This window comes from Aeromonas sp. 5HA1 (assembly GCF_029237245.1).
GTDB classification, from domain to species: domain Bacteria; phylum Pseudomonadota; class Gammaproteobacteria; order Enterobacterales; family Aeromonadaceae; genus Aeromonas; species Aeromonas salmonicida.
The window spans coordinates 19,152-40,770 of record NZ_JAACFW010000033.1; the positions used below are offsets into that span (position 1 = coordinate 19,152).

The 21,619-nt window shown below is 60.5% G+C and carries 14 protein-coding genes and 1 tRNA gene; 4 read left to right on the plus strand and 11 right to left on the minus strand.

The window, feature by feature from the left end:
• Window positions 1-14 precede the first annotated feature (14 nt).
• From hemE to GWQ27_RS20900, 5 genes are all read right to left on the minus strand, one after another.
• On the minus strand, window positions 15-1,082 hold the full coding sequence (gene hemE / locus GWQ27_RS20880; protein WP_005313219.1) for a uroporphyrinogen decarboxylase: 1,068 nt from the start codon (window positions 1,080-1,082) through the stop codon (window positions 15-17).
• A gap of 163 nt (window positions 1,083-1,245) precedes the next feature.
• The gene (gene nudC, locus GWQ27_RS20885) at window positions 1,246-2,025 is read right to left on the minus strand and encodes an NAD(+) diphosphatase (protein ID WP_275908228.1); all 780 of its coding nucleotides are present in this window, start codon (window positions 2,023-2,025) and stop codon (window positions 1,246-1,248) included.
• A gap of 191 nt (window positions 2,026-2,216) precedes the next feature.
• Window positions 2,217-5,381: a bifunctional proline dehydrogenase/L-glutamate gamma-semialdehyde dehydrogenase PutA gene (gene putA / locus GWQ27_RS20890; RefSeq protein ID WP_125729636.1), complete on the minus strand. Its 3,165-nt coding sequence runs from the start codon at window positions 5,379-5,381 to the stop codon at window positions 2,217-2,219.
• 268 nt (window positions 5,382-5,649) lie between these two features.
• The gene (locus GWQ27_RS20895) at window positions 5,650-6,255 is read right to left on the minus strand and encodes a TIGR04211 family SH3 domain-containing protein (RefSeq protein ID WP_275908229.1); all 606 of its coding nucleotides are present in this window, start codon (window positions 6,253-6,255) and stop codon (window positions 5,650-5,652) included.
• Between the two features lie 152 nt (window positions 6,256-6,407).
• Window positions 6,408-7,160 (minus strand): potassium channel family protein, encoded by a 753-nt coding sequence (locus GWQ27_RS20900; RefSeq protein WP_275908230.1) that lies wholly within the window; start codon window positions 7,158-7,160, stop codon window positions 6,408-6,410.
• Between the two features lie 100 nt (window positions 7,161-7,260).
• Between GWQ27_RS20900 and GWQ27_RS20905 the strand changes: the two genes are divergently transcribed.
• Window positions 7,261-8,511, plus strand: a complete 1,251-nt coding sequence (locus tag GWQ27_RS20905; protein WP_275908231.1) for a methyl-accepting chemotaxis protein — start codon at window positions 7,261-7,263, stop codon at window positions 8,509-8,511.
• A 169-nt stretch (window positions 8,512-8,680) separates the two neighbouring features.
• Here the strand turns inward: GWQ27_RS20905 and msrB are convergent, their stop codons facing one another.
• The 4 genes from msrB to malQ form a co-directional block, all read right to left on the minus strand.
• A complete protein-coding gene (msrB, locus tag GWQ27_RS20910) occupies window positions 8,681-9,067 on the minus strand; it encodes a peptide-methionine (R)-S-oxide reductase MsrB (protein WP_058395907.1) in 387 nt (128 codons plus the stop codon).
• Window positions 9,068-9,123: 56 nt separating this feature from the next.
• On the minus strand, window positions 9,124-11,265 hold the full coding sequence (glgX, locus tag GWQ27_RS20915; protein ID WP_275908232.1) for a glycogen debranching protein GlgX: 2,142 nt from the start codon (window positions 11,263-11,265) through the stop codon (window positions 9,124-9,126).
• Window positions 11,265-13,442, minus strand: a complete 2,178-nt coding sequence (glgB, locus tag GWQ27_RS20920) for a 1,4-alpha-glucan branching protein GlgB (RefSeq protein ID WP_099991638.1) — start codon at window positions 13,440-13,442, stop codon at window positions 11,265-11,267. The genes glgX and glgB overlap by 1 nt, the downstream gene beginning before the upstream one ends.
• Before the next feature lie 82 nt (window positions 13,443-13,524).
• The gene (gene malQ, locus GWQ27_RS20925; protein ID WP_275908233.1) at window positions 13,525-15,714 is read right to left on the minus strand and encodes a 4-alpha-glucanotransferase; all 2,190 of its coding nucleotides are present in this window, start codon (window positions 15,712-15,714) and stop codon (window positions 13,525-13,527) included.
• A 345-nt stretch (window positions 15,715-16,059) separates the two neighbouring features.
• Between malQ and gap the strand changes: the two genes are divergently transcribed.
• Both gap and GWQ27_RS20935 read left to right on the plus strand, forming a co-directional pair.
• A complete protein-coding gene (gene gap / locus GWQ27_RS20930) occupies window positions 16,060-17,055 on the plus strand; it encodes a type I glyceraldehyde-3-phosphate dehydrogenase (protein WP_005313250.1) in 996 nt (331 codons plus the stop codon).
• Between the two features lie 115 nt (window positions 17,056-17,170).
• A complete protein-coding gene (locus GWQ27_RS20935) occupies window positions 17,171-18,037 on the plus strand; it encodes a D-hexose-6-phosphate mutarotase (protein ID WP_275908234.1) in 867 nt (288 codons plus the stop codon).
• An 87-nt stretch (window positions 18,038-18,124) separates the two neighbouring features.
• Here the strand turns inward: GWQ27_RS20935 and nadA are convergent, their stop codons facing one another.
• Entirely contained in the window at window positions 18,125-19,198 is a 1,074-nt protein-coding gene (gene nadA, locus GWQ27_RS20940) for a quinolinate synthase NadA (protein WP_005313257.1), read from the minus strand.
• Window positions 19,199-19,339: 141 nt separating this feature from the next.
• Here nadA and GWQ27_RS20945 point away from each other — a divergent pair, with 141 nt between their 5' ends.
• Window positions 19,340-21,445, plus strand: a complete 2,106-nt coding sequence (locus GWQ27_RS20945) for a methyl-accepting chemotaxis protein (protein WP_275908235.1) — start codon at window positions 19,340-19,342, stop codon at window positions 21,443-21,445.
• 48 nt (window positions 21,446-21,493) lie between these two features.
• On the opposite strand, the gene GWQ27_RS20950 is transcribed toward GWQ27_RS20945, so the two are convergent.
• Window positions 21,494-21,569: transfer RNA gene (locus GWQ27_RS20950), tRNA-Val, on the minus strand.
• Between the last annotated feature and the right edge of the window lie 50 nt (window positions 21,570-21,619).

A 21,619-nucleotide genomic window follows, 5' to 3' on the forward strand; every position in this document is an offset into this window, starting at 1 on the left:
GGCTTTCGCCCGCCTCAACGGCCGTGGTACTGAGCAGAAAGCTCGTGCACAGCGTTGACGAACACACCCGCGTGTTCCGGGTCAACATCCTGATGGATGCCGTGCCCCAGGTTGAAGACGTGGCCGTTGCCGCTGCCAAAGCCCGCCAGTATGGTCGCGACCTCTTCACGAATACGCGCAGGTGCCGCATAGAGCATGGAAGGATCCATGTTGCCCTGCAACGCCACCTTGTCACCGACCCGGCGCTTGGCGTCCGCTATGTCTATGGTCCAGTCCAGCCCCAGGGCATCGCAGCCGGTGGCAGCGATCTGCTCCAGCCACTGGCCGCCGTTTTTGGTGAACAGAGTGACCGGTACGCGGCGACCTTCGTTTTCGCGGATCAGACCGTCGACGATCTTGTGCATGTACTGCAGGGAGAAGTCGCGGTAATCCCGCGGGGTCAGCACGCCGCCCCAGGTGTCGAACACCATGACGGACTGGGCACCGGCCTTGATCTGGGCATTGAGATACCCGATCACGCTGTCGGCCAGCTTGTCCAGCAGCAGGTGCAGTGTCTGCGGCTCTGCATACATCATCTGCTTGATCTTGGTGAAGGCCTTGGAGCTGCCCCCCTCCACCATGTAGGTGGCCAGGGTCCAGGGGCTGCCGGAGAAGCCGATGAGCGGCACTTCGCCCTTGAGCTCGCGGCGTATGGTGCGCACCGCGTTCATCACGTAGCCGAGCTCGTCTTCCGGATCCGGAATGGGCAGCGCCTGCACGTCAGCCATGGATTTGATGGGTCGCTCGAAGCGCGGGCCTTCACCCTGTTCGAAATAGAGACCCAGCCCCATGGCGTCGGGCACGGTCAGGATGTCGGAGAAGAGGATGGCGGCATCGAGCGGATAGCGGCGCAGGGGCTGCAAGGTGACTTCACAGGCCAGCTCGGCGTTGCGGCACAGGGACATGAAGTCCCCCGCGACGGCGCGGGTCGCCTTGTATTCCGGCAGATAACGGCCAGCCTGGCGCATCATCCATACTGGTGTCATGTCCACGTCCTGGCGCAGCAGGGCACGCAGGTATCGATCGTTCTTCAGCTCTTTCATCCCAGTTCCTGAGTCATGTCATGCATAAAATGGCGGATATGATACCACTTTGTACGCGGTGGGGGACGGCCCAAAGATGCGGCCAGGCCGCTGCAAGCGCAAAGATGTGAAGGGGCGCAAACAAGCGCCCCGTTTTTACCCTGATGACAAGGTCAGACCGGCCTCAACCCTCTTCGGCCAGGCTCTGCTCAATCAAACGCCGCGCTATGGTGCCATGGGGCGGCAACCGTGGCAGCCGGTCGGCGGTGAAGAAATCAGCTGCCACCAGTTCATCGTCCTGCACCCGGATCTCGCCGCTCTCGTAGTCGGCGGTGAAGCCCATCATCAGGCTGTGGGGGAAGGGCCAGGGCTGGCTGGCCACATAGCGCACGTTGCGCACCCGGATGCCGCTCTCCTCGAACACCTCCCGCGCCACGCACTGCTCCAGGTTCTCCCCCGCTTCCACGAAACCAGCCAGCACCGTATACATGGGGTCCTCCACCTGATAGTGACGGCGATGGGCCGCCAGCAGGATCTCGGGCCCCTTGCGCACCGCCACTATGATGCAGGGGGAGATGCGCGGATAGACGGTGTGGCCAAGCTGGCACACCTGGGCCCACTCACCCGCCTTGGGGGCCATGGGGGCACCGCACTCGCCGCAGAAGCGGTGGCTGTGCCGAAAGGTCGCCAGCTGCCAGGCGCGACCCGCGAGACGAAATCCCTCTTCATCCCCCGCTACCATCAGCTGGCGCAACGGGGTGAAATGGCTGGCATCGGCATCAGCCCCCAGCTCCAGCAAATAGCAGGGCAGGCCATCCCACTCATCGAAACGCTCGAATGACGCCGGGTGAAAATGGGCAGGCAAACAGGCTCGGGGGCCTTGCGGAATATGGCCCTGTTCATCCAGCAGGACGAGGTGATCGCCCCCCAGTACGAACCAGCGGGCCTGTTCGGTTAATGGCATCAGATGCAGACTCTCGTTGAAAATCAGGTTGAAATCCCTTGTCGAGAACAGTGTGCAAGGCACGGACAAGTGGCGACCATATTACGGCCGGGCAGGCACCTTGGCGACCCCAAGATGGCGGATCCACCCCACTCCACGGCCAAGAAAAAGGCTGCCCGCAGGCAGCCTTGATGTAAAGACCTCAACGCCAATCAGGCATCGCCCATCGCCAGCAGGGAGGCATTGCCGCCCACCGCAGTGGTGTTGATGGTGCGGGTCTTCTCGGTGACGAAGCGGCCGAGGTAGTGGGGACCGCCCGCCTTGGGGCCTGTGCCGGAGAGGCCCTGACCACCGAACGGCTGTACCCCGACCATGGCGCCGATCTGATTGCGGTTGATGTAGACGTTGCCCACGTTGATGCGGCTGGCCAGCTCCTCGGCGTGGGATTCGTTGCGGCTGTGGATCCCCAGCGTCAGGCCGTAGCCGGTGCCGTTGATATCCGCAATCACCTTGTCCAGCTCACGGGCAGCGTAGCGCACCACATGGAGGATGGGACCGAACTGCTCCTTCACCAGCTCACGGATGGAACCAATCTCCAGCGCCGTCGGTTGCACGAAGTGACCCGCCAGCGTCGCGGATGGCATGGGGGCCTGGGCGATCAGACGTGAGCGCGGGATCATGTGCGCCAGGTGCGCATCCAGCCCGGCCTTGGCCTCGGCGTCGATGACGGGCCCCACGTCCGTGTTGTGCTCGGCCGGATTGCCCACTTTCAGCTCCTGCAGGGCGCCGGTCAGGATCTCCAGTACCCGCGGCGCTATCTCCTCCTGCAGGTAGAGCACCCGCAGGGCGGAACAGCGCTGACCGGCACTCTGGAAGGCGGCGCTCACCACGTCGCGCACCACCTGCTCCGGCAGAGCGGTGGAGTCGACTATCATGGCGTTCTGGCCGCCTGTCTCGGCGATGAGCGGCAATATGGCGCCATCACGCTGGGCCAGGGTCAGGTTGATGAGCTTGGCGGTCTCGGTGGAGCCGGTGAAACAGACGCCACCAATGCGGGCATCCGCCGTCAGCCTGGCCCCCACAGTGGCGCCATCGCCCGGCAGCAGTTGCAGCACATCGCCCGGGATGCCGGCCTGATGAGCCAGGGTCACCGCCAGATGGGCGATGAGGCCGGTCTGCTCCGCCGGTTTGGCGATGACGGTATTGCCGGTGGCCAGCGCCGCAGCGACTTGCCCGAGGAAAATGGCCAGCGGGAAGTTCCACGGGCTGATGCAGACGAAGACGCCCCGGCCCTGCAGGAACAGCTCGTTCTGCTCGCCGGTGTAGCCGGGCAGCAGGGTCGCCTGTCCCATCAAACCACGGGCCTGCAGCGCGTAGTAACGGCAGAAGTCCACCGCCTCGCGCACCTCGTCGATCCCATCCTGCAGCAGCTTGCCCGCCTCGCGAGTACAGAGCGAGATGAACTGCTCGCGGTTGGCTTCCAGCAGATCTGCCAGCTTCTCCAGCGCAGCTGCACGCACGCTTACCGGCGTCTCGCGCCAGCGCGGGAAGGCGGCATGAGCCGAGGCCAGCGCCTGCTCTACCGCCTGTGCGTCGGCCCAGTGGATCTTGCCCACCAGCTGGCTCACATCCTGCGGACTCAGCACTGTGCGGGCTTCGCTGCGCTTGAGGGTTTCGCCATCAACGATGGGCCCGGCCAGCCACTGCTTGCTCTCCAGCTCTTTCAAACGGGCGAAGAAGGGACGCTGGATGGAGACGATATTCATGTTGACGCCGCTGGAGTTCTTGCGGTCGCTGAACAGATTCACCGGCTGTGGAATGCGATCGTTGGCCAGACTGGTGTAGCGCTTGAGGGTGCGCAGCGGGTGTTCGGCCAGTGAATCCACCGGGGTGTTCGGGTCCACCAGCTTGTGAACGAAGGAGGTGTTGGCCCCGTTTTCCAGCAGGCGACGTACCAGATAGGGCAGCAGATCCTTGTGGGCACCGACCGGGGCATAGATGCGGCAGTGCAGGCCGGGATGGTCGTTCAGCACGGCATTGTGCAACTCCTCCCCCATGCCGTGCAGGCGCTGGAACTCAAACTGGCGATCACCGGCCATTTCCAGAATGCAGACCACGGTATTGGCATTGTGGGTCGCAAACTGGGGAGAGATGAAACCACGGGTCGGCTCGCTCAGCAGATAGCGGGCGCAGGCCAGATAGGATATGTCGGTACCCGCCTTGCGGGTAAAGAGCGGGTAGCCGGGCAGGCCAGCCTGCTGGGCATATTTCAGCTCACTGTCCCAGTAGGCACCCTTCACCAGCCGCACCGGGATCAGGTCCCCCTGCTCCCGGGCCAGCGCCGTCAGCCAGCAGAGTACCGGCAGAGCGCGCTTGGAGTAAGCCTGCACTACCATGCCGAGCTTGCCCCAGCCACGGTTGGCGTCAGAACGGTAGAGCTGCTCGAAGAGATCCAGTGACAGCTCGAGGCGGTCCATCTCCTCGGCATCGATGCTGATGGCCACGTCCTTGTCGCGGGCCAGGCGCACCAGACCCACCAACCGCTCGCTCATTTCGCCGAGCACCCGCTCGCGGTTCGCCACGTCATAGCGCGGATGGAGCGCCGACAGCTTGATGGAGATGGAGGGGGCCGGGCCGCCGTCGCTGATGCGCTCATTACCGACCGCCTCGATGGCGCGCTGGTAGTCGCCGAAATACTTGTCCGCATCGGCCAGGGTCAGGGCGGACTCCCCCAACATGTCATAGGTGTGGGTGTAACCCTTCTCGCGGGACTTGCGGCTCGCCTTGAGGGCCTCTTTCATGTCGCGCCCCAGCACGAACTGCTTGCCCATTATCTTCATGGCGGCATACATGGCGGAGCGCACCACAGGCTCGCCGAGCTTGTTGACCATGCGCCCCAGCATGTTGGCCGGATTGCCGTCCAGCTTCTTGTCCAGCTTGATGATCTTGCCGGTCAGCATCAGGCCCCAGGTGGAGGCATTGACCAGGGTAGAGTCGCTCTTGCGAAAATGGGAGGACCAGTTGGCGCCGGAGAGCTTGTCCTTGATGAGGGCGTCGGCGGTCTCTGCATCGGGGATGCGCAGCAGGGCCTCTGCCAGGCACATCAGTATGATCCCCTCCTGGGTATCCAGGCTGTACTCCTGCAAGAAGGCATCGATGCCATCTCCCGAACCACTCTCCTTGCGTACCTTGGTGACCAGGGCGCGGGCGCGCTGGGTCACCTGCTCCAGCGAGGCCCCATCCCCCGGCAACATGGCGGAAAGCTCCGCCAGATAGGCGTTTTCATCCACCACGTAATTCTGGGTGATGGCTTCGCGCAAGGCGGCCAGATCGGAGGGAATGTAGTCAGCAGCAAGCACTTGAGTAGCTTTGAACATAGGGGGTCTTCCTGTACGCCCGCAGGCTATATCGACGAAGGCGGTCGTGCCGCCGAAACGCCGATAATGTATACAATATCCACCCATAGATGAAATGAAATTGTTGCCTGTTATTAACAAAAATCGCTGACTGGCCAATTTAGCCCGTATTCAGACCAGTAGACGGCGAGACAGACAAGTTTATCGCCTTATTTTGTATACAATTTTATGCGAGGCAAAAAAGAGGGGCCGCTATTGCGACCCCTCTTCATCCGACCGACAGGAACCGTCAGTTCATCCAGCGCTCACCGCGACTGCGGCGGCGGGGCAGCATGGGCAACAGTATGCCAAGCAGGATGCCGCCACCCACCATGGCACCACCGCGGATGAACCAGTCCATCTGCATGTCGTGCTCCTGGTTGTCATAGCTGCGGGTCAGGGCCTCGTTCTGCTCCTTGAGGTTACCCATCTCCTCGCTCTGGCTGGCAAGCTGAGCCTTCAGGCTGTCGATCTCCTTGCTCTGCTCGGCGATCTTGCCATCCTTCTCGGTGAAGCGTTTTTCATTGTCACCGTTGAGGTTCTGCAGGCGAGCCTTGAGATCTTCCAGCTCTTGCTGGACCTGGGGCAGACGCTCGCGCAGGCTGATCTCGCCCTGCAGCTCGGCGTTCTTGATCCAGCCTTCACGGCCACGGCCGTCCACCACCTGGGTGAAACCGGCTTCGTTGTTCACCGCCTTTACTTCCAGCGGTTCACCCGCCTTGACGCTGCCGAGGATCCGGAACTGGGTACCCGGACCATTGTGGATGAAGGTAAAGATGTTGTCTGAGACATAACGGGTGTCGGCCAGTGCCTGTTGGGCACACAAGCAGATAAAGATCCCGAGAAGGGCGCGCATGGTCGATCGGTTCTCTTCTTTTGGTTAGGTGACAGGCCGAATGTTAAGCCGCCAGCGGGTCAAAGGACAAGCAAAGAAAAGCGCTTCCCCCCGAGCTGAGAGCTGACTCGCAACTTGCCCCTCACTCACGCGACCATTCCGGACGTCGCAGGCTATTTCTGTTTCAGTGCCTTCACCTCTTCGCGCAGGGCACGCAGCTCCTGAAGCAGCAGATCCTGCTGCACACTCTGTTGATGGCGCCACTTTTCCAGTTCGTTGTCACCCCGCCCGTGTTGCAGGAACAGGCTGGCCATGAAGCCGCTCAGGGCGCTGAACAGACCGACCCCGAAGATGATCATCAGGCTGGCGACGAAACGCCCCTCCTCGGTTTGCGGCACTATGTCGCCGTAACCAATAGTAGAGAGCGTCACCAGGGTCCACCAAAAGGCGTCATAGGCGTTGTGGATCTGGCTGCCGGGTCTGTCTCCCTCGACCCAGTAGATGAGTGCCGTGCCCACCCCGATTTGCAGGAAAAAGATCAGCAGTATCCCGGCCAGACGGCTCTCGTTTCGCCCCCTGCGCACTATGGCGAGCAGGTCCGGGTTGCTGCGCAGCAGCTGGATCACCCGGTAGAGCTGGATCAGCCTGGCCCAGCGCAACTGCTCCACCATGGGCAGACTGCCCGGCAGATAGAACCAGTTCGCCTTGAAGAAGGCTCGCTTGTCACTGGCACGGAACCAGCCATAGGTGAAATGGGCGAGGAAGACGTAGCAGATCAAACTGTCCAGATCATAAAAGAGGGAGAGCGTCTCGGGAGTGAAGTGGCGAGTCCCCAGCCAGCGGAATCCCACCAGTACCACTGAGACGATGGAGAGCAGGGCCATGAGCAGATCCATGGATCTCAGGCCAGAAGAGTGATGTCGCATACATTTTCCTACTTTAGGCACGGTGCGAATTAATAAAAAGGAAGATAATGCCGATAGTCCTGAGGACAAAGGAAAACCGGTCATTAAAAGGAGAAAAATTATGCAGTTAAACCCGCTGGAGAGGCGAATGAGCAATATCCGGCTGGTACCCAAAGTGGTACTGCTCATGGTGTTCAGTACTGTGCTGCTGCTGGCCAAGCTCTGGTTCGATGCCAGCAATCTGGAAACCACACTGCTTAGTGAGGGCATAGACGCGGACAAGGCCAACGCCATTGCCGATCGCCTGCTCTGGAGCGGCGTGATGGAAACCGCCGTGATGGGAATCTTCTTCGTCGTGTTGTTGCTGACCGGCTCCCGCCTCATGGTCAAGCAGGTGCACTATCTGGTAGGCCTGCTTGAGCGTTTCGCCCGCAAGGATCTGAGCCACAAGGTGCTGCTCAAGTCTCGTGATGAGTTCGGCGACATCGCCAAGGCCGTGGCCCACTCACAGGAGAATCTCAAGGAGGTGTTCGGCACCCAGCGCGTCGCCTGCAAGGAGCTCAATGACATCGCCTCCCAGGTCACCCTTTGCATGGAAGAGGCCAACGAGGCAATCAACGAAGAGTTCACCCAGATAGAACAACTGGCCAGCGCCATGAGCCAGATGGTGGGTGCCATCCGCGAGGTGGCCGCCCATGCGGAACAAGCTTCCCATGCCACCGCCGAAACCAGCCTGCTGGCCGAAGAGGGCAGCCGCTGCGTGGCGGCGACCGTCAACACCATAGATACCCTCTCCGGCAACATCCAGCGCTCCTCCAACGTGGTCAATCAGGTGGAACAGGGGGTCGAGCAGATAGGCTCAGTGGTGGATACCATTCGCAGCATTTCGGAGCAGACCAACCTGTTGGCCCTCAACGCAGCCATCGAGGCCGCCCGTGCCGGTGAGGCGGGTCGCGGCTTTGCCGTGGTCGCCTCCGAGGTGCGCGAGCTGGCCAACCGGGCCCAGGCCGCCACCGTCGAGATCCAGAAGATGATCGAGCAGTTGCAGGGCAATGCCCACCAGGCTGCCGAGTTGATGGCCCAGAGCGTGCAACAGGCCGACAAGGGGGTGGAGCAGGTGACCCAGGCCGGCGATCAGCTCGCCACCATAGTGCAGCGGGTACAGGGTGTGGCGGACATGAATCGCCAGATCGCGGCCGCCTCCGAGCAACAGAGCTCGGTGGCCGAGGAGATGAGCGGCAATCTGGAGCAGGTAAAACAAGTCGTGGAAGGTTCAGTGGTGGTACTGCGGGAGTTGCAGGAAGCCTCCGAGCTGGTGGAACATCACAGCCAGACGCTGGATACCCATATTCAGGCCTTCAAACTGGCCTGATGGCATAACGTGAGCCAACCTGTGGGCTCGTGGTGCCCGCTACCGAATACCGGATAACCCCTAGTCTGGCCCAGACAGGCCTCCGGCAATGCTGCAGCGGTAGGGACACACAAAAAAACGGCGCCTCTGTTAACAGAGGCGCCGTTTTTCCCATCAGTGGGTGAGCCCGTCAGGCGTCCGGGTCGAAATCCAGACTCAGGCTGTTGACGCAGTAACGCTGGCCTGTCTCGGTCGGTCCGTCGGGGAAGACGTGACCCAGATGGGAGCCGCACTGGCTGCAGGTGATCTCCACCCGCTTCATGCCGTGGCTGCTGTCTTCTGTGTAGGTCACTGTGCCTTCGATGGCTCGATCGAACGAGGGCCAGCCGCAGCCGGAGTCAAACTTGGCATCCGAGTGAAACAGCACGCTCTTGCAGCAAACGCAGAGATAGTCACCACTCTTGCGGTTGTGGAGCAAGGCACCGCTGTAGGGCTGCTCGGTGCCTTTCTCCCAGCAGACACGAAACTGTTCCGCACTCAGCTTGTTGCGCCACTGCTCGGGATTGTTGTTGCTCATACCGACTCCTTGCCATTAATCACGGCGCCCAGCATACCCAGTCAGGCCGCTTTGCTCTACCCCGCCAGCGGGAACTGTGATCCCGTTGGCAACACGGTGGCAACATCCGGTGTAACGGCGACCTCCTCTTTGGCCAAGGCAACCGCTGGCAACGAAACCCGCTCCAGCAACTTGAGGGAGTGGGCGCGGCCAACCGCCACCTGACGCTTGATGTCATCGGGCAGGAAGGGCAGGCCGTCATTGGTGGCCGTGTCTATGGTCTGGATCCACTCCAGCCCCTCCCCCGGTGGCGGCAGACGGAACTGGATATCGTAATCGCTGGCGTTGAACAGCACATACCAGCGCTCCCCTTCGCACTGCTGCATGCCGATGTCCATGGCAAACGCCTGTCCCATGGGGGCGTGCCAATCCTGATCCGTCAGCTGATGGCCGTCCGGATGATACCAGTTGACCTGATGGCAGCTGGTGGGTGCCCCGTTCCAGCTGTCATCGCTCAGTTGCAGATTGGCGAAGACGGAGGACTCCGCCCGCAGGGCCATCATCTGCTGGGTGAAGGCGAGCAGCCGCTCATCCTCCGGCCGCCACTGCCAGTTGACCCAGCTGATCTGGTTGTCCTGGCAATAGGCGTTGTTGTTGCCCAGCTGGCTGCGGCCCATCTCGTCCCCGGCCAGGAAGTGCGGTGTGCCCTGGGAGAGCAGCAGGGTGGCAATCAGGTTGCGCTTCTGCTGCTGACGCAGGTTGTTGACACAGGGATCCAGGGTCGGCCCCTCTACCCCGTGGTTGCTGGAGAGGTTGTTGCCGTGGCCATCCCGGTTGTCCTCGCCATTGGCCTGGTTGTGGCGCTGGTTGTAGGAGACCAGATCCTCCAGGGTGAAACCGTCGTGATAGCAGAGGTAGTTGACGCTGGTATGGGGAGCGCGCCAGTTCTTCGGGAAGAGATCCCGCGAGCCCACCAGCCGGGTGGCAAAATCCCCCATCTTGCCGGCATCGCCGCGCCAGAAGGCGCGCACCGTGTCGCGGTAACGGTCGTTGATCTCCAGCCACTGGCTCGGGAACTGGCCGAGGCGATAGCCGAACGGCCCTATGTCCCAGGGCTCTGCGATGAGCTTGACCCGCGCCAGCACGGGATCCGCCATCATGGCCTTGAAGAAGGCCCCCATGGGATCGAACTCCCCCGCCTCCCGCGCCAGGGTGACCGCAAGGTCGAAACGAAAACCATCCACCTGCATCTCCGTGACCCAGTAACGCAGGGCGTCCAGCACCAGCCGCAGGCTGTTGGGGTGATCCAGATTGACGCTGTTGCCGCAGCCGGTGACGTTGGCGTGACGACTGTAGTCGGGGCCGTGAGCCCCCGCCTCGAAGGCATAGTAGCCCGCATTGTCAAAGCCCTTGAATGACAAGATGGGGCCATCGAAACCGGATTCGGCAGTGTGGTTGTAGACAACGTCGAGTATGACTTCGAGCCCAGCCCTGTGCAGCTCGCGCACCATGGTCTTGAACTCGGTCACCGCCTCCCCCGCGCTGTAGCGCGGCTCGGGGGCAAAGAAAGCGATGGGGTTGTAGCCCCAGTAGTTGGTGAGCCCCAGCTGCTCGAGCCTGGGCTCGGACATGAAGGCCGCCACCGGCATCAGCTGGACAGAGGTTATGCCGAGGGACTTCAAGTGCTCGATGATCACCGGATGGCAGATGCCAAGGTAGGTGCCCCGCAGTTCGCTCGGCACCCCCTGATGCTGGCGGGTGAACCCCTTGACGTGGGTTTCGTAGATGACGGTACGCGCAGGCTCTATGCCCGGCTTGCCGACCCCCTGCCAGTCGAAGGTGTCATCCACCACCACTGACTTGGCCACCATGGCGGCGCTGTCGCCCTCATACAGTGTGTCATCCCAATGGGTCGCCCGGCTGAGCGCCCTGGCATAGGGGTCGATCAGCAGCTTTTGCGGATCGAACAGCATCCCCTCCTGGGGTGCACCATGTACCCGATAACCGTAACGCTGACCGGCCTTGACACCGCGCACATAGCCGAAGCGATATTGGCCGCGCCGGCCGGGCAATGCCAGCCGGACCAGCTCTTGCTCCTGCTCGTCGAACAGGCAGAGCTCTACCATGTCCGATTGGGGGGCCCAGACGCAGAAGTGACAACCCGTCTCATCGAGCAGGACACCCAGCGGGTGGTCCTGCCCCTTTTCCATTGCAAACATCAAGACTCCTGTTTGATGAACAAGGTCGCGAGCGGCGGCAGATCCAGCACTATGCTGTGCCCCAATCCCTGCCAGGGGGTCGGCTCGGCGACGAAGACCAGACCCACATCATAGTTGCTGCCCCAGTAATGCTCGCTATCCGTATTGAGCACCACGCGGTAATTGCCGGCGGCAGGCACCCCGAGTCGATAGGCGATGCGCGGTACCGGCGTGAAGTTGCAGGCCACCATGATCGGGTGGGCCCCCTGCTTGTCGGCCCGCAGCCAGGCAAAGACACTGTTGTCGGCGTCGTTGTGATCCAGCCAGCGGAAACCGGTCTGATCATAATCGGCCTGATACAAGGCAGCTTCATGACGGTAGAGGTGGTTGAGATCACGGATCAGGCGCTGCTGACCGCCGTGCTTGGGATACTGCAGCAGGTGCCAGGGCAGCTGGGCATCGTGGTTCCACTCGTTGCTCTGGGCGATTTCGGTGCCCATGAAGTTGAGCTTCTTGCCCGGGTGGGCATACATGAAGCCCATGTAGGCGCGCAAGTTGGCCGACTGCTGCCACTCGTCGCCGGGCATCTTGTAGAGCATGGAGTGCTTGCCGTGCACCACCTCATCGTGGGAGAGCGACAAGATGAAGTTCTCGTCATAGTGGTAAACCATGGAGAAGGTCATGTCGTTGTGGTGATAGCGGCGGTGAATCGGCTCTTTCTGCATGTAAGTGAGGGTGTCGTGCATCCAGCCCATATTCCACTTGAAGCCAAAACCGAGGCCACCGAGGAAAGTGGGACGAGACACGCCGGCAAAGGCGGTGGACTCTTCGGCTATGGTCATGGCGTGGGGATATTTGCCGTACACCTCTTCGTTGGTCCACTTCAGCAGGCTGATCGCCTCGTAGTTGTGGTTGCCACCGTCGACGTTCGGCACCCACTCGCCGGCATTGCGCGAGTAATCCAGATAGAGCATGGAGGCGACCGCATCCACCCGCAGGCCGTCGATGTGGAACTTATCGAGCCAGAACAGGGCGCTCGCCACCAGGAACTGGCGCACCGTATTACGGCCAAAGTCGTAGATGTAGGAGTTCCAGTCCGGGTGCCAGCCACGGCGCGGATCTTCGTACTCATAGAGCGGCGTGCCGTCGAAACGGGCCAGACCGTGGGCATCGGACGGGAAGTGAGCCGGCACCCAGTCCAGGATGACGCCTATGCCGGCCTGGTGGCACTGATCCACGAAATATTTGAAGTCGTCGGCGCTGCCGTAACGGCTGGTGGGGGAGAACATGCCCACCGGCTGATAGCCCCAGGATCCGCTGAACGGATGCTCGGAGACCGGCAGCAACTCGATATGGGTGTACTCCATCTCCTTGATGTAGGCCACCAGATCCACCGCCAGCTCGCGCCAGCTCAGGCTGTCGCCGTTGGGATGACGCTTCCAGGAGCCGACATGCAGTTCATAGATGGAGAGGGGCTGATCCCGCTTGTCATTGTGCTGGCTGGCAATCCAGGCTGCATCTTGCCACTGGTATTGATCGTGGTCATACACCACTGAGGCGAACGACGGATACTGTTCGCAGTAGAAACCGACAGGGTCGCTCTTGTGAGGCAGACGATGACCGGCAGGATCCTTGAGTTCAAACTTGTAGCGATCCCCGGCCTTGAGGCCCGGCACGAACAACACCCAGTGACCGCACTGGCTGCGCTGCATGGGGTGACGACGGCCGTCCCAGAAGTTGAAATCACCGATCAGGCTCACGGCGGTGGCGCTCGGCGCATAGACGGCAAAACGCACCCCTTCCACCTGCACGCCAAGATGCTCCACGCTGCGCAGTTGCGCACCCAGGGTGTGGTAGATGTTTTCCGGCTGTGAGGTCAGTTCTGCCAGACCGGCCCAACCCGCATCCTGAAACTGATAGGGGTCGACAAATTCGGTACTGGCATCGGGGTAGCTGGCGAGCAGCTGATAGGGAAAGGGATTTTTACGGCGGGTGAAAACAGTTTCAAAAAGGCCCGATTCATCGGTGGGTGCCAGGGTGGCAACGACTTTGCCCGACTTGAGATCCTTGACGCGCACCTCAAGGGCATCCGGCAACCAGGCGGTCAGTTTGAGGCCAGGCCCATCCGGATTGGCCTGCAGGCCTAAATGAGAGAAGGGATCGGCACAGCGGGCAGCAACCAAACGTTCAACGAGCATCGAGATTTCCTTTCATAGCTGAGCATCCGCTCCGGCCAGGGCCGAAGCGGATGTAAGTGAGTCACGTTTTGTCGGCAGTGGCTCAACGACTGGCCTCATCACGGGCCTGGCTCATCTTGCCTGCCAGCGCCTTGAGCGCTTCATTGGCAAAAATATCCTCCAGATCGGTGGACAGCTTGCGACGCCAGTTGGGGTATTCGTAACTGGTGCCCGGCACGTTGACCGGCTTGTCCATCTCCAGCCAGTCTTCCAGCTGGGTGCTGAACAGGGCACAGCTGCCGCGGGACATATGCAGTTGCAGACCATGGTTGAGCTCGGTATTCATGCCGACCCAGTTCACGTCATGACTGATGTCGTCAGAGATGACCCCATGGGCATGCAGGCTGTCGAGGATCCGCTGCTTGGCCTGGTGGCGATCAGCATACAGTGTCTTGAGAACGTCTTCATCCGGATACAATCCCAACTCGCGACCCAGCGCCAAATCATCGCAATGCCAGAAGCCCTTCAAGGTCGGCATGTCGTGGGTGGTCAGGGCAGACATCGCCTGCTCGGTGTAGTGCGCAGGAGAGATGAAACCGCCATCGGCCTTGGATCGCTCGAAGAAGAACACCTTGTAGGAGTGAACCCCGTTCTCTTTGAGCGTGACGTCTATGCCTTCCGGCACAGTTCCCAGGTCTTCACCGATCAGCAGGCACTGATTGCGGTGGGATTCGAGCGCCAGGATCCCCAGCAGGTCGTTGACCGGATAATAAATGTAGGCCCCCTTGGCGGCAGACTCTCCGGGCGGCACCCACCACAGGCGCAGCAAGGCCATCACATGGTCGATGCGCAGCGCGCCGCAGGAGCGCATGTTGGCGCGGAACAGATCCACCATGGGCTGATAGGCCGCTTCAAACAGCTGGTTCGGGTTCATGGGGGGCAGGCCCCAGTTCTGACCAAGCGGGCCCAAAATGTCAGGCGGTGCACCGACCGAGGCTTTCGGGCAGTAGAGATCCCGGTTGGCCCAGATCTCGGTGGAGCCTTCGGAGACGCCGACCGCCAGATCCCGATAGATCCCCATCACCATGCCAGCGGCCTTGGCGTGAGCATCGGCTTGCGCCAGCTGCTCGTCGGCCAGGAACTGCAAGTAGAGATAGAAATTCACATCCTGGCTGTGCGCGGCCATCCAGGCAGCCACCTCGGGGTTGTGGTAATCCCGCAACTCTTGCGGCCATACCGGCCAGCCCCAGGCATTTTCGCCCTTGGCATAGAAGTGGGCCTGCAGGGCATCAAACGCCGCCTGCTGTTGCAGGCTGTCACCACCGGCCGACACGAAGGCATCGAAATCAGCCTGACGCTCGGCACTGAAGCTGGCTTCATCGAACACCTGACGCAGCATGCCGATCTTGGTCTGGATGACGCCGGTGTAATCCACATTGCTCTTGGCACGCAGTTCATTGAGGTGCTGCTGGAAGGCCTGATTGGCCACTTCGGCCTTGAGGCGATCGTTGGCCAGAAACTCGGGCACGGCTTCCACGTTGATATAGGCCACATTGAGCCAGCGACGGGAAGAGGGGCTGTAAGGGCTGGCACTCTCGGGGTTGGCCGGATAGAGGGCATGAATGGGGTTCAGGCCGACGAAGTGGGCCCCCCAGGCGGCCGCTTTCTCGACCAACTGGCCGAGATCGCTGAAATCGCCTATGCCCCAGTTGTGGCGGCTGCGCAGACAGTAGAGCTGCACGCTCGGCCCCCACACCTTGCGGCCATCGGCAATGGGAGCCTGCTTGTAGCAAGCTTTGGGCGCGACGATAAGACGCATGCTGGCGAGCGGCTCATCATTGCCCTCTTCCAGCAAGGTCAGCTGGTGATAGCCAAGCGCTGGCTGTACATCCAGCGCGACCTGGTAGGCCTGGCACTCCATCTCTTCGAATTCAGCCACGCCAACCAGCTCACCCTCAATGGGGGTGATTTGGCCGGACAACACTGTCCCCTGCTCCAGCGCAAGCTGCCAGGTAAGGGCGTCATTGACGAAATCGATGGGCAGACGGACTTCAAGGGTGATGGGCTCACCGCTGCGGACCACCATGACGGGATCCAGCGCGCGCAGCCAGTGCTGACGGTGCTCCTCTTCCAGCTGCTCGGTCAGGGCGGCCTCGTCATCGACGCGGTAGCCCATGGCGCCCAGCATGGCAGACTTGCTCTCTTCGGATACCTGGGCCGGGTGGCCCCAGGCATCAACATACTCGCTGGCGATACCTTTGGCGGCAGCCAGCTGTTCAATCAGGGTGGTCATAGTTTGAGAATTCCCGCTGTGGATTCTATCTATACTATTTTGATTAATTTTTATGGGTGGTACTTGAACAGTGGCTCTGTGGCCATGCTAAACCGCGCACATTTTTACACATCTGCCGGGCTGGTTGTGTGACAGAGCAGGCACTATTGTTGATCTCTGTGACGCTGACCAATAGATAGTTATTTCGACAAAAACTGGTAGTCAGTTACATAAACAGAAAATAAATTTCACAGTTTTTCATGATATAGCGCAATTTCAGACAGATTGTTGGTTGACTCACAGGGGAGTTCTAGTAAATTTACAAACGGAATTTTCTTTGACTACTGAACAGTTAGGTAACCAAATATGACTATCAAAGTAGGTATTAACGGTTTTGGCCGCATCGGTCGTTTCGTGTTCCGTCTGGCCGCTGAGCGTGCTGACATCGAAGTGGTTGGCATCAACGACCTGATCGACGTTGACTACATGGCTTACATGCTGAAGTACGATTCAACTCACGGTCGTTTCAACGGTACCGTTGAAGTTAAAGACGGCAACCTGGTTGTTAACGGCAAAACCGTACGTGTTACCGCTGAGCGTGACCCGGCCAACCTGAAATGGGATGCCATCGGTGTTGACGTTGTTGCCGAAGCCACCGGTCTGTTCCTGGACGACGCAACTGCTCGCAAGCACATCGCTGCCGGCGCCAAGAAAGTCGTTCTGACTGGCCCGTCCAAAGACGCCACTCCTATGTTCGTCATGGGTGTCAACGACGCTACCTACGCTGGCCAGGACATCGTTTCCAACGCTTCCTGCACCACCAACTGCCTGGCTCCGATCGCCAAGGTTCTGAACGATACCTTCGGTATCGAATCCGGCCTGATGACCACTGTCCACGCTACCACTGCTACCCAGAAGACCGTTGATGGTCCGTCTGCCAAAGACTGGCGCGGTGGCCGCGGTGCGGCTCAGAACATCATCCCGTCCTCTACCGGTGCTGCCAAAGCTGTTGGCGTTGTTATCCCGGAACTGAACGGCAAGCTGACCGGTATGGCCTTCCGCGTACCGACTCCGGACGTGTCCGTTGTTGACCTGACCGTCAACCTGAAGAAAGCCGCTACCTACGCCGAAATCTGTGCAGCCATGAAAGCAGCCTCCGAAGGCTCCATGAAGGGTGTGCTGGGCTACACCGAAGATCAAGTGGTCTCCACTGACTTCCTGGGTGAGCGTCAGACTTCCGTGTTCGATGCCAAAGCCGGTATCGCACTGAACGACAAATTCGTTAAAGTTGTATCCTGGTACGACAACGAAATGGGCTACTCCAGCAAAGTTCTGGACCTGATCGCTCACATCTCCAAGTAATTTGGGATGCGCAATCAAGTAGCTTGAAAAAGGCGGCCATTGGCCGCCTTTTTGTATTTCGGCCCCTGGATTTTCCGACCCTCTCTTCTGAATGTGCGCGAGCACAGGAGTCCTCATGCAACCGATACGCTCTCTGACTGCCCACTGTACCCTCAGCCACAACGCAGCTGGCCAACCTCTGCTCACCATCGACAATGGCGATGCCAAGGCCGAGATCAGCCTGTTTGGCGCCCATGTGTTGCGCTACCAGCGTCACGGCGAACCCGCCTCGATCTGGCTCAGCGACAAGGCAGTGCTGGATGGCAGCAAGCCCATCCGCGGCGGTATCCCCGTCTGCTGGCCCTGGTTTGGCCCGGCGCCAGCCCGCGTTGGCAGTGGCAAGCCTTCCCATGGCTTTGCCCGCACCACTCTCTGGACCCTGGACGGCGTCTCCGATCACGGCGATGGCACCCTGGTACATCTCTCTCTGCGTGACAATGAGTCAACCCGTGCCCTCTGGCCGCACCCTTTCGAGCTGGAACTGGACGTGCTGATAGGCAAGGAACTCTCACTGGTGCTGACTACCCGCAATACGGGTAAAGCCCCCGTCGCCTATAATGCCGCCTTGCACACCTATCTGCAGATAAGCGCCCCAGAGGCTGTCAGCGTGACCGGGCTGGGTGAGCCTTATGCCGACAAGCTGACCGGTCAGGATGGGCAGCAGCAGGGCGCTCTGACGCTCACAGCTGCCATTGATCGGGTCTACCACCAAGCCGAGGCCATGGTGATGGTCAAGGACGGCGATCGCACCACTAAAGTAGTGAGCGGTAACAACGACAGCGTCGTGGTCTGGACCCCCTGGCTGGAAGGGGCCACCGCCATGGCGGACATGAGCAACGACGGCTACCGCACCATGCTCTGTGTCGAAGCGGCCATCACGGCCGAGGCTGGCATCGTTATCGCACCGGATGAGGAGCACAGCCTCTCAACCGTGATCATCTGATCTTCGTCTTCGCGAACCCCATAACGAAAGAGGGCACCCAACGGGTGCCCTCTTCTATTCAGCCTTTCTATTCAACTCTTCGCGCACTCAGGCGTTACCCCGAGTCTTTAGCTTGAGTTCCGCAGCGAAGTCCAGCATGCGATCCAGCGGGATCAGCGCCTTCACCCGCAGGGCTTCATCCACCAGGATCTCGTGACGCTCGGCGCCATCGGTCAACGCCTCCTTGATCGCCACCAGGCCATTCATCGCCATCCAGGGACAGTGGGCGCAGCTACGGCAGGTGGCACCATCGCCACCGGTCGGCGCCTCGACCATCTCCTTGTCCGGACAAGCCTGCTGCATCTTGTAGAAGATGCCGCGATCGGTCGCCACTATCAGCTTCTGCTGGGGCAGCTCTTTGGCCGCCTTGATCAGCTGACTGGTGGAGCCCACCGCATCGGCCAGCTCGATGACGGAAGCCGGAGATTCCGGGTGCACCAGCACGGCCGCATCCGGGTTCTGCTCCTTGAGCTCGCGCAGGGCCTTGGCCTTGAATTCGTCATGGACGATGCAGTGGCCCTGCCAGCGCAGCATCTGGGCCCCCGTCTTCTTCTCGATATAGGCACCGAGGTGTCTGTCCGGGCCCCAGATGATCTTGTGGCCCTGGCTGTCGAGGTGTTCGACTATCTCAAGCGCAATGCTGGACGTCACCACCCAGTCCGCCCGTGCCTTCACCGCCGCCGAGGTATTGGCATAGACCACCACTATGTGGTCGGGGTGGGCATCGCAAAAGGCCGAGAATTTATCGATGGGACAACCCAGATCGAGGGAACACTCGGCCTCCAGGGTCGGCATCAGTACCCGCTTGTGAGGGCTCAGGATCTTGGAGGTCTCCCCCATGAAGCGAACCCCGGCGACGATCAGGGTCTGCGCGGCATGATCCCGACCAAAGCGGGCCATCTCGAGAGAGTCACCGACGAAACCGCCACTGGCCTCGGCCAGCGCCTGGATCTCGGGATCCGTGTAGTAGTGGGCAACCAGCACGGCCTGACGCTCTTTCAGCAGTGCCTTGATGTCTGCGATCAGGGTCGTTTTCTGCTCGGCGGTCAGCGGGGCCGGTTTGACCGGGAACGGGTAGTCCATCTCGACCACCGGAGGGATATTGCTCAGTGCATTGCTCATTGCGACTGTTCCATCAAGGCTCGGAAAGGCAAAAATTATAACCAGAAGCCGGCCACAAACCCATCAACAAATCCGGTGATACGCAAGTGTCCGAATATACTCAAGTAATTCGTTGTCATTCTTGCCAAAAGGAGTTGTCGAATGAAACAACGCTCTCTCAAAACCAAGCTGCTGTTGCTCACCATGGGCCTTTTTCTGTCCAGTGGACTGGCCATGACACTGATGCAATCCTCCTCCTTGCAATCCCTTCGCAGCGACATCATGGCCCAGACCCGCAGTGCGCTGGAGCAGGAGGTCTCTCGCACCCTGCAGTTCCAGGCCGAGCGTTACGCAGTACAAATAGGGGCCCTGTTGCAACAGTCCTATCAGGTACCGCTGGGGATCGCCGCCCAGCTCGAGGGCAGCATGGCTCAGCCTGATCGCGCCCTCTCCCGTCCCCAGGTCGAAACCCTGCTGGGCAGCCGCTTGCAGCAGGCGAGCGGGATCAGCTCCATTTATGTCCAGTTTGAAACCGATGGCTATGATGGCCAGGATGCCAGCTGGCAGTCCGGCGCATCCCACTCAGTGCCCGACAAGGGCAGTCTGGAGATCTACTTCGTCCGGGACCAGGGTGGCCAGGTCTCGCAACAGCAAGTGGACGCTGCCTCCAGCGAGGCCAAGTACGACACCTCGGTCAACGAATTCGGTATTCGCAACAGCGAATGGTACCTGTGCGGCCGGGATACTCGTCGCCCCTGCCTGATGGAACCCTACCTCTACGAGATAAGCCCGGGCAACCAGATGCTGATGACCAGCCTGACGGTGCCCATCCTCAAGGAGGGCAAGTTCGTTGGCATAACCGGTGTCGACATGAACTTGCCCATTTTCCAGCAATTGGCAGAAAGCCTGGGTAAAAGTCTGTATGACAATCAGGCCGACGTGACCCTGGTCAGCAAGATGGGGCTCATCGTCGGCAGCAACCGCCATGCCGACAAGCTGGGCCGTCCGCTGACGGAGGTCGGGCTGAGCGCCCCCACAGGACAAACCCTGGATACCGATACCGACTTCATCCTGCAACAACCTGTGCGGATCGAGGCGGCCGATACCCAGTGGTGGCTGCTGATCAAGGTACCCAAGGCGCTGGCACTGAGTCAGGCCAACACTATCAGCACTCAGCTGGGGGATCTGATGCAGGCGGCCCAGCGCCAACAGCTGATCACAGTGACCCTCATCACCCTGCTGGCACTGGGCCTGCTCATCTGGTTCATCCAGACCATCACGGCCCCCTTGTCGCTCATCAGCCGCCATGTCTCCCACCTCTCCAGCAACGAGGGAGACTTGACCCAGCAGATGCAGATAGACACCCACCAGGAGCTGATCGAGCTGGCAGGACACCTTAACGCCTTTCTCGGCAAGCTGCGCGGCATGGTGCAGGGCAGCAAACTGATAGGCCAGCAGGTACACCAGCAGGCACAGGGCATGAAGCAGACGGCCGATACCATGCGCACCAGTCTGGATGAGCAGAGCATAGAGCTTGAGAGCGTGGTCAGCGCCATGCACCAGATGAGCACCACTGCGGTCAGCGTGGCGGGTTACGCGGAACAGGCCGCCCAGGAGTCAGAAGCAGCCACCCATCACATCAATACCGCCCAGCAGACCCTGAGCAATGCCCGCAACGAGATCCATACCCTGGTTGAAGACATGCATCAGGCTGACAAGGCGGTGGCGCTGGTGGCCCAGCGCAGCACCAATATCAGCCGCATTCTGGATGTGATCCGGGCCATTGCCGAGCAGACCAACCTGCTGGCACTGAACGCCGCCATAGAGGCAGCGCGGGCGGGAGACATGGGACGAGGTTTTGCTGTGGTGGCAGACGAAGTACGGGCCCTTGCCAACAAGACCCGGGAGTCCACCGACGAGATAGGCCAGCTCATCGGCAGCCTGCAAACCGAGGTGAGCAGCAGCCAGCAACTGATGAGCACAGGTATCACCCGCTCGGCCAGCACGATCGAGGGCACGGAACAGGCGTTCGAGGCCCTCAACCGGGTGGTCGCCCAGATCCAGCAGATCCACGATCACATCAGCCAGGTGGCCACCGCCGCCGAGCAGCAGAGTGCGGTCAGCGACGACATCAACCAGAACCTGATGCGCATTGGTGATGCCGCCACCACCATTGGCCAAGAGGCCAGTGCCAGTCATCGCCTGAGCGAAGAGCTGGAGCAGGCCTCAACTGCACTGGCAACCCAGCTGGACCGCTTGAGAACCTGATGACAAACGACCATAAAAAAAGCCCGCATCGTTGCGGGCTTTTTGATCTGGTGGTCGTTACTGGGATCGAACCAGTGACCCCCTCCTTGTAAGGGAGGTGCTCTCCCAGCTGAGCTAAACGACCTGGGATTCTGGAAATGATGGTGGGTCGTGCTGGATTCGAACCAGCGACCA